The 13,270-nt window shown below is 71.6% G+C and carries 14 protein-coding genes and 1 tRNA gene; 11 read left to right on the top strand and 4 right to left on the bottom strand.

Annotated features, from left to right (window positions below; all coding sequences use genetic code 11):
* Positions 1–1,260 carry a 4-alpha-glucanotransferase gene (locus BJ986_RS15310; RefSeq protein ID WP_179423091.1) on the top strand — a complete coding sequence of 420 codons (1,260 nt, stop codon included), beginning with the start codon at positions 1–3 and terminating at the stop codon, positions 1,258–1,260.
* 24 nt (positions 1,261–1,284) lie between these two features.
* On the opposite strand, the gene BJ986_RS15305 is transcribed toward BJ986_RS15310, so the two are convergent.
* Positions 1,285–1,908: a hypothetical protein gene (locus tag BJ986_RS15305; RefSeq protein ID WP_179423089.1), complete on the bottom strand. Its 624-nt coding sequence runs from the start codon at positions 1,906–1,908 to the stop codon at positions 1,285–1,287.
* Here BJ986_RS15305 and xerD point away from each other — a divergent pair.
* The 9 genes from xerD (at position 1,907) to BJ986_RS15260 (ending at position 10,115) form a co-directional block, all read left to right on the top strand.
* Positions 1,907–2,857, top strand: a complete 951-nt coding sequence (gene xerD / locus BJ986_RS15300; RefSeq protein ID WP_179423087.1) for a site-specific tyrosine recombinase XerD — start codon at positions 1,907–1,909, stop codon at positions 2,855–2,857. The genes BJ986_RS15305 and xerD overlap by 2 nt on opposite strands.
* A gap of 217 nt (positions 2,858–3,074) precedes the next feature.
* Positions 3,075–3,890: a ParA family protein gene (locus BJ986_RS15295; protein WP_179423956.1), complete on the top strand. Its 816-nt coding sequence runs from the start codon at positions 3,075–3,077 to the stop codon at positions 3,888–3,890.
* 43 nt (positions 3,891–3,933) lie between these two features.
* Positions 3,934–4,863 (top strand): segregation and condensation protein A, encoded by a 930-nt coding sequence (locus BJ986_RS15290; RefSeq protein ID WP_420372060.1) that lies wholly within the window; start codon positions 3,934–3,936, stop codon positions 4,861–4,863.
* Positions 4,856–5,518 (top strand): SMC-Scp complex subunit ScpB, encoded by a 663-nt coding sequence (gene scpB, locus BJ986_RS15285; RefSeq protein ID WP_179423085.1) that lies wholly within the window; start codon positions 4,856–4,858, stop codon positions 5,516–5,518. The genes BJ986_RS15290 and scpB overlap by 8 nt, the downstream gene beginning before the upstream one ends.
* On the top strand, positions 5,515–6,477 hold the full coding sequence (locus BJ986_RS15280) for a pseudouridine synthase (RefSeq protein ID WP_179423083.1): 963 nt from the start codon (positions 5,515–5,517) through the stop codon (positions 6,475–6,477). Before scpB ends, BJ986_RS15280 begins: the two co-directional genes overlap by 4 nt.
* Before the next feature lie 36 nt (positions 6,478–6,513).
* Positions 6,514–7,596 carry a prephenate dehydrogenase gene (locus BJ986_RS15275; protein ID WP_179423081.1) on the top strand — a complete coding sequence of 361 codons (1,083 nt, stop codon included), beginning with the start codon at positions 6,514–6,516 and terminating at the stop codon, positions 7,594–7,596.
* A 51-nt stretch (positions 7,597–7,647) separates the two neighbouring features.
* Entirely contained in the window at positions 7,648–8,352 is a 705-nt protein-coding gene (cmk, locus tag BJ986_RS16490) for a (d)CMP kinase (RefSeq protein ID WP_179423079.1), read from the top strand.
* 57 nt (positions 8,353–8,409) lie between these two features.
* Positions 8,410–9,936, top strand: coding sequence for a ribosome biogenesis GTPase Der (gene der, locus BJ986_RS15265; protein WP_179423077.1), 1,527 nt, complete (start codon positions 8,410–8,412; stop codon positions 9,934–9,936).
* Between the two features lie 102 nt (positions 9,937–10,038).
* Positions 10,039–10,115: transfer RNA gene (locus BJ986_RS15260), tRNA-Pro, on the top strand.
* Between the two features lie 26 nt (positions 10,116–10,141).
* On the opposite strand, the gene BJ986_RS15255 is transcribed toward BJ986_RS15260, so the two are convergent.
* Positions 10,142–10,921, bottom strand: coding sequence for a class I SAM-dependent methyltransferase (locus tag BJ986_RS15255; protein ID WP_179423075.1), 780 nt, complete (start codon positions 10,919–10,921; stop codon positions 10,142–10,144).
* Positions 10,918–11,586 (bottom strand): DUF2461 domain-containing protein, encoded by a 669-nt coding sequence (locus BJ986_RS15250; protein WP_179423073.1) that lies wholly within the window; start codon positions 11,584–11,586, stop codon positions 10,918–10,920. The genes BJ986_RS15255 and BJ986_RS15250 overlap by 4 nt, the downstream gene beginning before the upstream one ends.
* A gap of 36 nt (positions 11,587–11,622) precedes the next feature.
* Here BJ986_RS15250 and BJ986_RS15245 point away from each other — a divergent pair, with 36 nt between their 5' ends.
* Positions 11,623–12,081 carry a YdeI/OmpD-associated family protein gene (locus tag BJ986_RS15245; RefSeq protein ID WP_179423071.1) on the top strand — a complete coding sequence of 153 codons (459 nt, stop codon included), beginning with the start codon at positions 11,623–11,625 and terminating at the stop codon, positions 12,079–12,081.
* Between the two features lie 9 nt (positions 12,082–12,090).
* On the opposite strand, the gene BJ986_RS15240 is transcribed toward BJ986_RS15245, so the two are convergent.
* Positions 12,091–13,248, bottom strand: a complete 1,158-nt coding sequence (locus tag BJ986_RS15240) for a MalY/PatB family protein (RefSeq protein ID WP_179423069.1) — start codon at positions 13,246–13,248, stop codon at positions 12,091–12,093.
* Positions 13,249–13,270 lie beyond the last annotated feature (22 nt).

The following is a 13,270-nucleotide window of genomic DNA, read 5'->3' as shown; positions in this document are numbered from 1 at the left end:
ATGGACGCGACCCGACCGTTCACCGAGACCCGCGCCAGCGGCGTGCAGCTGCACATCACCTCACTGCCGGGTGGCCGCCTCGGGCAGCCGGCCCGCGACTTCGTGGACTGGCTCGTCGAGGCCGGCCAGTCGGTGTGGCAGGTGCTGCCGGTGTCGATCCCCGACAAGCACCGCTCGCCCTACAAGTCCCCGTCGGCGTTTGCCGCGTCACCGGCCCTGCTCGAGCACCCGCAGGCTCCGGTGAGCGAGCAGGAGCTGCAGGACTTCGCCGCGCGTGAGGCCTACTGGGTCGACTCGTGGACGTCCTTCGGTGGTGACCTCGCCGACCAGGTGCGCTTCGACCGCGAGTGGTCGGCCCTGCGGGACTACGCCCACGAGCGCGGGATCCGCATCCTCGGAGACGTCCCCATCTACGTCGCGCCCGATGCCGCCGACGAGCGCGCCTGGCCGCAGTTCTTCCGCAACGACGCCGTGGCGGGCTGCCCACCCGACGCGTATGCCGCGACCGGCCAGCTGTGGGGCAACCCGCTGTACCGCTGGGACGTCCTGCGCGAGGACGGCTACACGTGGTGGGTCGAGCGGCTGCGGCGGACCTTCGCCCTGTTCGACCTCGTGCGCGTGGACCACTTCCGCGGGTTCGCGGCCTACTGGGCGATCCCGGCCGGCGACGACACGGCCCTCAACGGCCGGTGGGAGCCGGGCCCGGGGCGCGAGGTGTTCGACGCGGCAATCGCAGCCCTCGGACCGCTTCCCGTCCTCGCGGAGGACCTCGGTGACATCGACCAGCCGGTCATCGACCTGCGCAAGGCCCTGGGGTTCCCCGGCATGGCTGTCCTGCAGTTCGCCTTCGAGCCGGCCTACCAGTACAACGCCCACGACCCCGAGAACCACGAGCCCAACCAGGTCGTCTACACCGGCACCCACGACAACGACACGGTCTGCGGCTGGTGGTGGGACCTGCCGGACCACCGTCGGCAGCTGGCCCGCGAGGCCTGCCGACGAGCGGGGGTCGGAGCCGACGTCGACGCGGAGCCGTCCTGGGGGTTCATCGAGCTGGCCCTGCGCGGGCCGTGCGGGCTGTCGATGATGCAGGCCCAGGACGTGCTCGCCCTGGGCTCGTCGGCGCGGATGAACGCTCCCGGCATCGAGGGCGGCTGGTCGTGGCAGATGGAGCCGGGAGCACTCACCTCCGCGCACGCCGCCCGGCTCCGGGCCCTCACCGAGGCGACCGGCCGACTCGCGACCCCTCGTTCGAGGTAGACCCGCCGGGATATCCCGGCGGGTCTACATCGAACCGGTGGAGGGGAGGGGCGGGCGCAGTCCGGTGTCCCGCAGCTCGAGCAGGGCCAGCGCCCGGATCGTGGCCTCGTCACCACGGCGCCAGGCACCCGTGGGATCCGAGGAGATGGCGGCGAGCTTGCGCATCGGCTGACCCGCCATGGCGCGCAGGGCGAACAGGTCGAGGTCGGCCGCGTCGTCGATGAACCGCTGCGCAGCGCTGGCCCGGCGGACGAAGCGCCCCCGCTGGACCACCCAGACCAGCCCGACGATGAGGATCGGGACGAGGGCGGTGACCCATCCCAGGATGGTGGCCAGCCTCGTGACCGCATCGACGAGGTCGCTGCCAGCGTGCTCGATCGTCGTCCCCGCCGCGCTGGCCTGCCGGAACGGCGCGGCGATCCTGTCGCCCACCAGCGGCAGCCCGCGCACCGAGTCGCCCGCGCTGGTCATCTCGTGACGGAACCCCGACCCGGCCGTCTGCAGCTGGTGACCCGGGGTGGCGAGCTGCATGGTGGTGTCGTGGACGAGGCGGCCCACCCACGCCCACAGGCATACCCAGGCGAGCATCCCCACGTCGGCGAGGATCTGGACAGTGCGGCGGCCCGGCAGGTCGGCATAGAGCTTCATGCGACCTAGACTCCCATCCGTGCCACCCTCGAGCGCGATGGAGCGCGCCGTCCGCGGTTGGCTGAACCACCTGGACGTCGAGCGAGGCGTCGCCGCCAACACCCTCACGTCGTACCGGCGCGACCTGGCGCGCTACACGGCATACCTCGCCTCCCGGGGCGTTCAGGACCCGGCGGCGGTCACCGAGGCGCACGTGAGCGACTTCCTCGCGACGTTGCGCGAAGGGACCCCCGACCACCCACCGCTCGCGGCGTCGTCGGCCGCCCGGACCCTGGTCGCGGTCCGCGGCTTCCACCGGTTCCTCGTGCTCGAGGGGGACCTGCCGACCGACCCCGCCTCGGCCGTCAGCCCGCCGCAGCCGCCCGCGCGGCTGCCCAAGGCGATCAGCATCGAGGACGTGGAACGACTGCTGGCAGCCGCCAGCGTGGGGGACACCCCGGGCTCGCTGCGTGACCGCGCCCTGCTCGAGATCCTCTACGGCACCGGGGCGCGCATCTCCGAGGCGGTCGGCCTCGACGTCGACGACATCGACACGCAGGACGGGGTGGTCCGGCTGTTCGGAAAGGGCAGCAAGGAGCGCATCGTGCCCCTCGGCTCGTATGCCGCGCAGGCCCTGGGCGCGTACCTCGTCCGGGGCCGCCCCACCTTCGCGGTCAAGGGCAAGGGGACGCCTGCGGTCTTCCTCAACCAGCGGGGCAGCAGGCTGTCGCGCCAGTCGGCCTGGGCCGTGCTGCGCGCGGCGGCCGAACGCGCCGACCTCGGTGGACACCTGTCGCCGCACACCCTGCGCCACTCGTTCGCCACCCATCTGCTCGACGGTGGCGCCGACGTCCGCGTGGTCCAGGAGCTGCTGGGGCACGCGTCGGTGACCACGACCCAGATCTACACCCTGGTGACAGTTCAGCGACTGCGTGAGGTCTATGCCCAGAGTCACCCCCGTGCCCGCTGATAGGGTCGTGCCGATCAGCGCGAGGCTGACCGACGAACGCCAACTCACCGGGAGTGAAACGCCTGTGGAATCTGAGGTGACCACGCAGGAGCAGTCGCCGCCCAGCCGTTCGGGCGCCACCTCCGAGTCGGCCCCCAACGGTGCTGATCGTGACTACGTGCACCTGCCCGGGACCGAGACCGCCGGCGCCGGCCAGATCGGCCCAACAGGACGCCCGATGCCGGTCTTCCCCGACCCGCAGCCCCTCGCCGCCCACGGCCCGGCCCGCATCATCGCCATGTGCAACCAGAAGGGTGGCGTCGGCAAGACGACGACGACCATCAACCTCGGTGCCGCCCTGGCCGAGGTCGGCCGTCGCGTGCTCCTGGTCGACTTCGACCCGCAGGGTGCCCTGTCGGTGGGGCTCGGCGTCCGCGCCAACGAGCTCGACGTCACGATCTACAACCTGCTCGTCGAGCGGGGCCACGACGTGCGCGACGTCATCCAGGCCACCGCGACCGAGAACCTCGACGTCATCCCGGCCAACATCGACCTGTCCGCCGCCGAGGTGCAGCTCGTCGGCGAGGTCGCCCGCGAGCAGATCCTCGCGAGGGTGCTGCGACCGGTCATGGACGACTACGACGTCATCATGATCGACTGCCAGCCCTCCCTGGGACTGCTGACGGTCAACGCGCTGACCGCGGCCCACGGGGTCGTGATCCCTCTCGAGTGCGAGTTCTTCGCCATGCGTGGGGTCGCCCTGCTGGTCGAGACGATCGAGAAGATCACCGACCGCCTCAACCCCCGCCTCCAGGTGGACGGCATCCTCGCGACGATGTACGACTCGCGCACGCTGCACAGCAAGGAGGTCGTGCGCAGCGTCGTCGACCACTTCGGCGACCAGGTGTTCCACACCGTCATCAGCCGCACGGTCAAGTTCCCGGATGCCACCCTCGCGGCCGAGCCGATCACGACCTACGCCTCGACGCACGCCTCCGCCGCGTCATACCGGCAACTCGCCCGAGAGCTGATCGCCCGTGGTGGGGCGGCCTGACGAGGTGAGCCAGGAGGCCCTCGCCACTGCGCCGGGAGGCGCGGTGGAGCCCAGCGACGTCCAGTCCGGTCTGACGCCCGGTGGCGTGATCACCCGACGCGGCGGGTCCACACCGTTCCAGGTCCACCTGGACAACTTCTCGGGGCCCTTCGACCTGCTCCTCGGGCTGATCAGCAAGCACAAGCTCGACATCACCGAGATCGCCCTCGCGAAGGTCACCGACGAGTTCATCGCCCACATCAAGGCGGCGCAGTCGTCGGACAGCGAGTGGGACCTCGGTCAGGCCTCGGAGTTCCTGCTCATCGCCGCCACCCTGCTGGACCTCAAGTCCGCGCGGCTGCTCCCGCAGACCGGCCCGCAGGACGAGGAGGACCTCGCCCTCATCGAGGCGCGCGACCTGCTCTTCGCCCGGTTGCTCCAGTACCGCGCGTTCAAGGACATCGCCTTCACCTTCGGCGAGCGGATGGCCACGGCGGGGCGGATGACACCCCGCCAGGCGGGCCTCGAACCCCAGTTCGCCCGCCTCCTGCCCGAGCTGGTCATGGGCATCACGCCCGAGCAGCTGGCCATGATCGCAGCGAGGGCCATGGTCCCCAAGGTCGCGCCGAGCGTCGGCCTCGACCACCTCCACGCGCCCCAGGTCAGCGTCCGGGAACAGGCCGGCATCCTCGGTGTGAGGCTCCGCGCCGAACGCGTCTGCTCGTTCCGCGCGCTGGTGGCGGATGCCGACTCGACGCTGGTGATCGTGGCGCGCTTCCTGGCCCTCCTGGAGCTGTTCCGAGAGGCGGCGATCGCCTTCGAACAGGCCGAGGCGCTCGGCGAGCTGACGGTCCGCTGGACCGGGGGCGACGAGCGCGAGATCGAGGTCAGCGACGAGTTCGACGTCACCGACCAGACAGCCGAGACCGATCAGACAGCCGAGACCGACGTGACCGATGAGCAAGCAACCGAGGGGAAGGTCGACGATGAGTGACCTGGAGGTCGTGTCCGACCACGACGACGACCACGAGCCCGACCACGAGCCAGAGCCGGACGAGGCTGCCGACGAGCAGTTCGCCTTCGACGTCAACGACTTCCCCGGGGGCGCCCGCAGCGCCATCGAGGCCGTGCTCATGGTGGTGGACGAGCCGATCACGGAGATGTCGCTCGCCTCGGCGCTCGAGCTGCCCGTGGACGACGTCCGCGGCCACCTCACCGAGCTCGAGGCGGAGTATGCCGCGGACCAGCGTGGTTTCACCCTCCGCTCCGTGGCGGGCGGGTGGCGGATCTACAGCCGGTCCGACTACGCCCCCGTGGTCGAGAAGTTCCTCCTCGACGGCCAGCAGGCCAAGCTGACCCAGGCGTCGCTGGAGACCCTGGCGGTGATCGCCTACCGCCAGCCCATCTCGCGGTCGCGGGTCAGCGCCGTCCGGGGCGTCAACGTCGACGGGGTGGTCCGCACCCTGCTCAACCGCGGGCTCATCGAGGAGCTCGGGTCCGACGGCGACGGCGGCGCCTTCCTCTACGGCACCACCGACTACTTCCTCCAGCGCCTCGGTCTCGGCAGCCTCGACGAGCTGCCCGCCCTGGCGCCCTACCTCCCCGAAGTCGACCTGCTCGACGAGATCGCAGAACAAGGACGCAGATGACACCCCCACGCAGCAGAGGAAGTGCCGGCCAGGGCGGCGGGAACGCAGGCGGCGGGCGCGCCGGAGGCGGCCGGTCCGGCGGACCGCGGTCCGCCGGACCGCGTGGCGGTGGCCCGCGGGCGTCCGAGGGTGGCCGTCCCGAGCGTCCCCAGCGCGGCAGCTCGGGCACGACCAAGAAGAGCCAGCCCACCCGCGTGCCCCACGAGCGAGCCGCTCCCGAGGTCGACGTGCACGACCCCGACGGCATCCGGCTGCAGAAGCTCCTCGCCGCCGCCGGCGTCGGCTCGCGGCGGGTCTGCGAGAACCTCATCAGCGCAGGCCGGGTGGAGGTGGACGGCATCATCGTGACCGAGCTCGGCGTGCGGATCCGCCCCGACCAGACCGTCCACGTCGACGGGGTCAAGGTCCAGCTCGACGAGACCCGTGTCTACTTCGCCTTCAACAAGCCCCTGGGCGTGGTCACCACCATGAACGACGAGCTCGGGCGGATCAGCATCGGCGACTACGTCGGCAACCGCCACGAGCGGCTGTTCCACGTCGGACGGCTCGACGCCGACACCGAGGGCCTGCTCATCCTCACCAACGACGGCGAGCTCGCGCACCGCCTCCAGCACCCCCAGTACGGCGTGCTCAAGACCTACCTGGCCCAGATCCGCGGACCGGTGCCACGCGACATCGGCAAGCAGCTGCGCGAGGGCGTCCAGCTCGAGGACGGCCCCGCGTCGGTCGACTCGTTCAAGGTGGTCGACTCCCAGCCGGGCAAGGCCCTGGTCGAGGTGATCCTCCACGAAGGGCGCAAGCACATCGTGCGCCGCCTGCTGGATGCCGTGGGCCACCCGGTGATCAGCCTGGTGCGGGTCCAGGTCGGGCCGATCTACCTCGGCGACACCAAGCCGGGCAAGATGCGCAAGCTCAACAAGGCGGAGGTCGGCCAGCTCTACACCGCGGCTGGAATGTGAGCGCACGGCTCCGCGGCCGTCGGTAGCCTTCCCGTCGTGACCACCAGCGTCCGCATCGTCGGCACCGGCCTCATCGGCACCAGCCTGGGCATCGCCCTGACCCGTGCCGGGTGTGCCGTGGTCCTCGTCGACCCGTCGCCGACGGCGGTGGCCCTCGCCCGCGACCTCGGCGCCGGGCGAGTGGCCGACACGGACGACTCGCCGCCTGACGTCGTCGTCGTCGCCGCGCCACCGGACGTGGCGGGCTCGGTCGTCGCCGACGAGCTCGAGGCGTGGCCCGATGCGGTGGTGACCGACGTGGCGTCGGTCAAGGTCGCAGTGCTCGAGGACGTGCGCCGACGGGGCGCGGACCTGTCCCGGTATGCCGGATCGCACCCGATGGCGGGTCGCGAGAGGTCCGGCGCCGTGGCCGCCCGGGGTGACCTCTTCGACGGCCGCGCCTGGGTAGTGGTGCCGAACGACCTCTCGTCGGACCGGGCGATCTCGGCGGTCAGGGAGCTGGCCACCGCGGCCGGTGGCACCGTCTCGACGATGAGCCCGCAGGAGCACGACGCCGCGGTGGCGGTGGTGTCCCACGTGCCCCAGCTCGCCTCGTCCCTGGTCGCGGGGCGGCTGCGGGAGCTCACGGATCGCGCGGTGGCGCTGTCGGGACAGGGCATCCGGGACGTCACGAGGGTGGCCGCCAGTGACCCGCAGCTCTGGACCCAGATCCTGGCCGGCAACGCCACGGCCGTCCGGGAGGTCCTCGCCCACGTCCACGCCGAGCTCACCGAGGTCATCGGCGCCCTGGACGTGCTCGCGGACGGCGACGGGGTGGGCGCGCGCGAGGTGCTGGCCCGGATCGTCGCGCAGGGCAACGCCGGCCACGCCCGCATCCCCGGCAAGCACGGCGCCGCTCCCACGGCATACAGCGTGGTCGTGGTGCTGGTGCCCGACCGGCCGGGCGAGCTCGCGCGGCTGCTGCACGACGTCGGGGACGCCGGCGTCAACCTCGAGGACCTGCACCTCGAGCACGGGATGGGGCAGCCCTTCGGCCTGGCCGAGATCTCCGTGCTGCCCGCCGTCGCCGAGCGGCTCGGCGACGAGCTGACGGCGCGGGGCTGGCGGCTGCACGGCTGAGCCGCCCTCACCTTCGCGGGAGACGGGGGCTGGCCCATAGGCTTGCCTGTCATGAACAGCACGCACCTCGTCGTCGCGGTCGACGGACCGTCGGGCTCGGGCAAGTCGAGCGTGTCCCGCGCCGCGGCCACGGCCCTCGGGGTCGGGTACCTCGACACCGGTGCCATGTACCGCGCCGTCACCTGGTGGTGCCTCGCGGAGGGCGTCGACCTGCTCGACCAGCAGGCAGTCGCGCAGGCCACCCGCGAGATCCCGCTCGAGATGGGCACCGACCCGGCCCGTCCCAGTGTCGTGGTGAGCGGTCGCGAGATCGAGGACGACATCCGCACGACCCGGGTCAGCGAGGCCGTGTCCAAGGTCGCGACCAACACCTTGGTCCGCCCGATCCTGCAGCAGCTCCAGCGTGAGCTCATCGACGAGATCGCCACCCGCACCGGGGGAGTCGTCGCCGAGGGCCGCGACATCACCACGGTCGTCGCCCCCGACGCGGACGTGCGCATCCTGCTGACGGCCAGCGTCGAGGCGCGGCTGCGGCGACGGTCCAAGGAGCTGCACGGCCACGCCGCCGAGCACGCGGTCGAGGCGACCCGCGACCAGATCGTGCGCCGCGACGCCGACGACTCCACGGTGTCGGACTTCATGGAGGCCGCCGAGGGCGTGACCCTGGTCGACACCTCCGACCTCGACTTCGACCAGAGCGTCCAGGCCCTGCTCGACGTCGTGCGCAGCGAGGCCCCGGACAAGGTCCCTGCGTGACCGCTCTCGGACGGGCTGGTCGGCTGCTGTCCTGACCGGCCGCCAAAGTGCGCGACAATGGTCTGCGGCCACGCGGCACACCTGCCCGCGGTCCGGCCCCCACGAGCAACGCAAGGAACCCCCGAAGTGAGCGAGAACCTGACCGACGACTCCACCGTCGAGCGCGCCCTGCGCGTCGGACTGGACGAGTTCGACCTCAGTGAGGAGGACCGCTCACTCATCGACGGCGAGTACGACGAGGACGGGTATGCCGTCGTCGACGGTCCGCTGCCCGTGGTCGCCGTCGTGGGTCGCCCCAACGTCGGCAAGTCCACCCTGGTCAACCGCATCCTCGGACGACGCGAGGCCGTCGTCGAGGACGTCCCGGGCGTGACCCGCGACCGGGTGGCGTACGACGGCGAGTGGACCGGGCGCCGTTTCACGCTGGTCGACACCGGCGGCTGGGAGATCGACGCCACGGGGATCCATCTGCGCGTCGCCGAGCAGGCCGAGGTCGCGGTGGACCTGGCCGACGTCGTGATGTTCGTCGTGGACGCCACCGTCGGTGCCACCGACGACGACGAGGCCGTGGTCAAGCTGCTGCGGCGGTCGGGCAAGCCGGTCGTCCTCGTGGCCAACAAGGTCGACGACCAGCGCACCGAGGCCGACGCCGCCGCCCTCTGGAACCTCGGGCTCGGCCAGCCCTGGCCCGTCTCGGCCCTGCACGGCCGGGGCAGCGGCGACGTCCTCGACGCCGTCCTCGACGTGCTGCCGAGCATCTCCGCCAACGCCGACGCCTACCAGCGCGGCGGCCCGCGACGCGTCGCCCTGGTCGGGCGACCCAACGTCGGCAAGTCCTCGCTGCTCAACAAGCTGGCCGGCGAGGACCGCGTCGTGGTCGACAACGTGGCGGGCACGACGCGTGACCCGGTGGACGAGTTCATCGAGCTGGGTGGCAAGACCTGGCGCTTCGTCGACACCGCCGGCATCCGTCGCCGCGTGCACCAGTCCCGCGGCGCCGACTTCTACGCCTCGCTGCGCACCCAGACCGCCCTGGAGAAGGCCGAGGTCGCGGTCGTCCTCATCGACGCCGAGCAGTCCATCGCCGAGCAGGACGTCCGCGTCGTGCAGCACGTGATCGACGCCGGTCGCGCCCTGGTCGTGGCCTACAACAAGTGGGACCTGCTCGACGAGGAGCGTCGCCACTACCTCGAGCGCGAGATCGAGCGCGAGCTGGTCCAGGTGCCGTGGGCGCCGCGCGTCAACATCTCGGCCAAGACCGGGCGTTCGGTCGAGAAGCTCGTGCCGGCCCTGGAGCGTGCCCTGGAGTCGTGGGACTACCGCGTGCCGACCGGTCGGCTCAATGCCTTCTTCGGCGAGATCGTGGCTGCCCACCCGCACCCGGTGCGTGGTGGCAAGCAGCCGCGCATCCTGTTCGCCACGCAGGCCTCGACCCGTCCGCCGCGGTTCGTGATCTTTGCGTCCGGCTTCATCGAGGCGGGGTACCGCCGCTTCCTCGAGCGGCGGCTGCGTGAGGAGTTCGGCTTCGAGGGCACCCCCATCGAGGTGTCCGTCCGGGTCCGCGAGAAGCGCAAGCGCAGGTAGCCGTGGGCACGGCATACCGATTTCAAGCGGAGGTATGCCGTGCGCTAGGGTTTCGTTCGCTCCCGCGGTCCTGCTTCGGCTGGATCCGGCGTGGGCAAGCCACGGGCTGTGGCGCAGCTTGGTAGCGCACTTGACTGGGGGTCAAGGGGTCGCAGGTTCAAATCCTGTCAGCCCGACCAGCCGAGGCCTGACCTGTCACCGCAGGTCAGGCCTCGTTCTCTTGGTCGACGACGGTGGCGACGACGCACCAGGCGGACGCATCCACGGTGAACCCGCCCTCCGGGACCCTGCGTCGGCACTCCTGGCGGAGGGCGTCACGGCGGGCCTCGTCGAGCCCGGCCACGTACTGTCCCGCCGGGCCGACGCCGAGGGTGTAGGGCTCCCACCACTGCTCGAAGGACTCGAACGGGACTGAGACCGTCAGGACCGTCTCGTCGAGCCGGTCGATGCCCGCGGCACGGAACAGGCTGGCCAGGTCGCCTTCCCTGACCCCGGCGTAGTCCTCCTCGCCCTCCGCCTGGGGATCGACCGACCGCACGGCCTCCCAGAACAGCGACAGCGGGCCGGCGCTGGTCGCGTGGTTCCACACGGTGGCCGCGACCACGCCGCCCGGCCTCGTCACCCGCGCCATCTCGCGAAGTCCGGCGACCGGGTCGCTCATGAAGTGCACGACGAGCGAGGCGAGGGCCGCGTCGAAGGCGGCGTCCGGGAAGGGCAGTGACTCCGCCCGCCCCTGCTGGATGTCCACCCCGGGGAAGCGCTCCCGCGCCGCGGCGACGAAGGGTTCGGAAGGGTCGACAGCACTCACGCCGTCGTCGCCCAGCAGGGCGACCAGCCGGGCCGTGAGCGCCCCCGGGCCGCACCCGACGTCCAGGGCCCGTCGAGCTCGACCCAGCCGTGCGACCTCGACGAACTGGTCGGCCAGCGGCTCGGAGAACCGCCCCATGAAGCGACCGTAGGCCTGCGCCGGCACCTGGAAGCTCATCGCGTCACCCCGCGGGGCTGCTCCATGGGCACGTGGGCGACGACCCACTCCGTCAGCGGGCGGATCGCCTCCCACGACGACCGGATGTGGTCCAGGGCAGCAGGTGTCGCCAGCCAGTCCGGCGAGCCCACCCGCTGGAGCGCCATGATCTCCTTGCGCCGCAACAGCTCCAGCCGAGGGTGGTCGGCGTCGTAGCCCTTGGGACGGGTCTTGAGGATGTCGCCCTCCAGCCCGAAGCCCGCCCGGGCGAGCTCGGTCACGATGCCCTCGAGCTCGACGCCGGAGCCCTCAGCCGCGATCGCCCTGCGGAACGACTCCGTCTGGGCGGGGGAGTGGGTGCGGAATCCGCCCCCGACCGCCAGTCCGTCACCGCTGAGCTGCACGTAGTACCCCACCCCCGCGTCATGACCAACGATCGCACCCTGGTGGGTCTTGTAGGGCGACTTGTCGGCGCTGAACCGGATGTCGCGGTTCGGCCGGAACAGCTTCGCCGGGCCGAACTCGTCCGCGAGCGCGTCAACGAGCGTCAGCATCGGCTCGCGCACGTCTCGCTCCCACTGCGCCTTGTTGGCCGCCCAGAACTCCTTGGTGTTGTTGTCCTCCAGCTCCTGGTAGAAGCGCACACCCCAGTCCGGGAAGCCCTCGAAGCCCGCACCTGCAGCCATGGCGCCCACTCTGCCACGCGGCATACCCTCGCGGTCATGAAGTTCACGGCGCAGGTCCAGCAGGCAGGCAGGACGGCGACGGGCATCGAGGTGCCACCGGAGGTGGTCGACGCCCTCGGGGGAGGTCGCCGTCCCAAGGTGAGCGTCACGATCAACGGCGCGACGTATCGCAGCAGCATCGCCGTGATGAACGGGACCTACATGGTCGGCGTCAGCGCGCAGAACCGTGCCCTCACCGGAGTCAGTGGCGGGGACGTCGTCGAGGTGGGCCTCGAGCTCGACACAGCGCCGCGCGAGGTCGAGGTGCCCGAGGACCTCGCCGCAGCGTTGGAGGTGGTCCCCGAGGCACGGGCGGCCTTCGCCCGACAGTCGTACAGCCACCAGCGGGCGCACGTCGACGCCATCAACGACGCCAGGACTCCCGAGACGCGCCGCCGACGCATTGCCAAGGCCGTCGAGATGGTGCAGACCAAGGCCCGAACGGAAGCGGGTTAGAGACAGCGGTCAGACGACGGCGGAGATCCGACGGATGGCCTCGCGCAGGATGTCGGGGGAGGTGCCGAAGTTCAGCCGCGCGTGACCGGCACCCCCCGCGCCGAACCCGGGACCGGGGTGCAGGGCCACCCTGGCGCGTTCGCGCAGCACGGTTGCCGGATCGTCGCCGAGCCCCAGCGCGCTGAAGTCCAGCCAGGCCAGGAAGGTGCCCTGTGGCACGCGGTAGCCGACTTCGGGCAGGTGCTCCGAGAGCAGGGCGGCGACCAAGCGGCGGTTCTCGTCGAGCCCCCTCAGCAGGGCATCCAGCCACGGCCCACCCTCCAGGTAGGCGGCGCGGTGCGCGATCACCCCGAGGTGGCTGGCCCCGTGCGACACCTCCTCGGGCATCCGGGTCAGGTCGTCGGTGGCGTCCGGTCCCGGCACTGCCACCGCAGCCTTGAGCCCGGCCAGGTTGAACGCCTTCGAGGCGGACATGAGCGCGATCGACCTGGACCCGGCCGCCAGCGAGGCCACTGACGTGAAGATCGCCCCCTCGGGCACCACTGGCGCGTGGATCTCGTCGGCCACGACGCGCACGTCGAAGGACTCCGCCAGCTCGAGGGCGGCCGTGAGCTCCTCGGGGGTGTGCACCGCTCCGGTCGGGTTCTGCGGGTTGCACAGCAGGTATGCCGCGCGGCCACCACCGCGGGTGCCCTCCGCGAGTGCCTGCTCCAGCGACGCGAGGTCGATCCGGCCCGCCGGGTCGAGGGGCGCCTCCACCACGCGACGGCCCAGGTGGCTGACGAAGTCGAAGAACGGCGGGTACACCGGGGAGTTGACCACCACCGCGTCCCCCGGGCCGGTCAGGAGCTTGAGCACCTCGACCACCCCGAGCATCACGTCGGGGACGAGGTGCATCGTCGTCGGGTCAGGCTTCCACGCCCACCTCTGCGAGGCGAAGGACGACAGCGCTTCCGCGTAGTCGGCGGCCCACGGGTAGCCGGTGTCGCCGCGCTGCATGGCGTCCGCGACCGCCCGCTGGATCGGCTCGGCGGGGACGACGTCCATCTCGGCGACCCACAGGGGCAGCACGTCAGGGTCGTACAGCCGCCACTTCACGCTGCGTCGCTCACGAAGGCGATCGAGGCCGGGACCGAGGAGGGGGTTGTCGACCATCGGGTTGCCCATGCCTGCGAACTCTACGACGGGG

It is taken from the genome of Pedococcus badiiscoriae, assembly GCF_013408925.1.
Lineage (GTDB): Bacteria > Actinomycetota > Actinomycetes > Actinomycetales > Dermatophilaceae > Pedococcus > Pedococcus badiiscoriae.
This window is presented reverse-complemented; position numbering and strand designations above follow the sequence as displayed.

Bases quoted from the DNA above. Each gene is read 5' to 3' on its own strand.
- BJ986_RS15310 (WP_179423091.1), top strand. From the start codon at position 1: ATGGACGCGACCCGACCGTTCACCGAGACCCGCGCCAGCGGCGTGCAG.
- xerD (WP_179423087.1), top strand. From the start codon at position 1,907: ATGCGACCTAGACTCCCATCCGTGCCACCCTCGAGCGCGATGGAGCGC.
- BJ986_RS15305 (WP_179423089.1), bottom strand. From the start codon at position 1,908: ATGAAGCTCTATGCCGACCTGCCGGGCCGCCGCACTGTCCAGATCCTC.
- BJ986_RS15295 (WP_179423956.1), top strand. From the start codon at position 3,075: ATGCCGGTCTTCCCCGACCCGCAGCCCCTCGCCGCCCACGGCCCGGCC.
- scpB (WP_179423085.1), top strand. From the start codon at position 4,856: ATGAGTGACCTGGAGGTCGTGTCCGACCACGACGACGACCACGAGCCC.
- BJ986_RS15280 (WP_179423083.1), top strand. From the start codon at position 5,515: ATGACACCCCCACGCAGCAGAGGAAGTGCCGGCCAGGGCGGCGGGAAC.
- cmk (WP_179423079.1), top strand. From the start codon at position 7,648: ATGAACAGCACGCACCTCGTCGTCGCGGTCGACGGACCGTCGGGCTCG.
- der (WP_179423077.1), top strand. From the start codon at position 8,410: ATGGTCTGCGGCCACGCGGCACACCTGCCCGCGGTCCGGCCCCCACGA.
- BJ986_RS15255 (WP_179423075.1), bottom strand. From the start codon at position 10,921: ATGAGCTTCCAGGTGCCGGCGCAGGCCTACGGTCGCTTCATGGGGCGG.
- BJ986_RS15250 (WP_179423073.1), bottom strand. From the start codon at position 11,586: ATGGCTGCAGGTGCGGGCTTCGAGGGCTTCCCGGACTGGGGTGTGCGC.
- BJ986_RS15245 (WP_179423071.1), top strand. From the start codon at position 11,623: ATGAAGTTCACGGCGCAGGTCCAGCAGGCAGGCAGGACGGCGACGGGC.
- BJ986_RS15240 (WP_179423069.1), bottom strand. From the start codon at position 13,248: ATGGGCAACCCGATGGTCGACAACCCCCTCCTCGGTCCCGGCCTCGAT.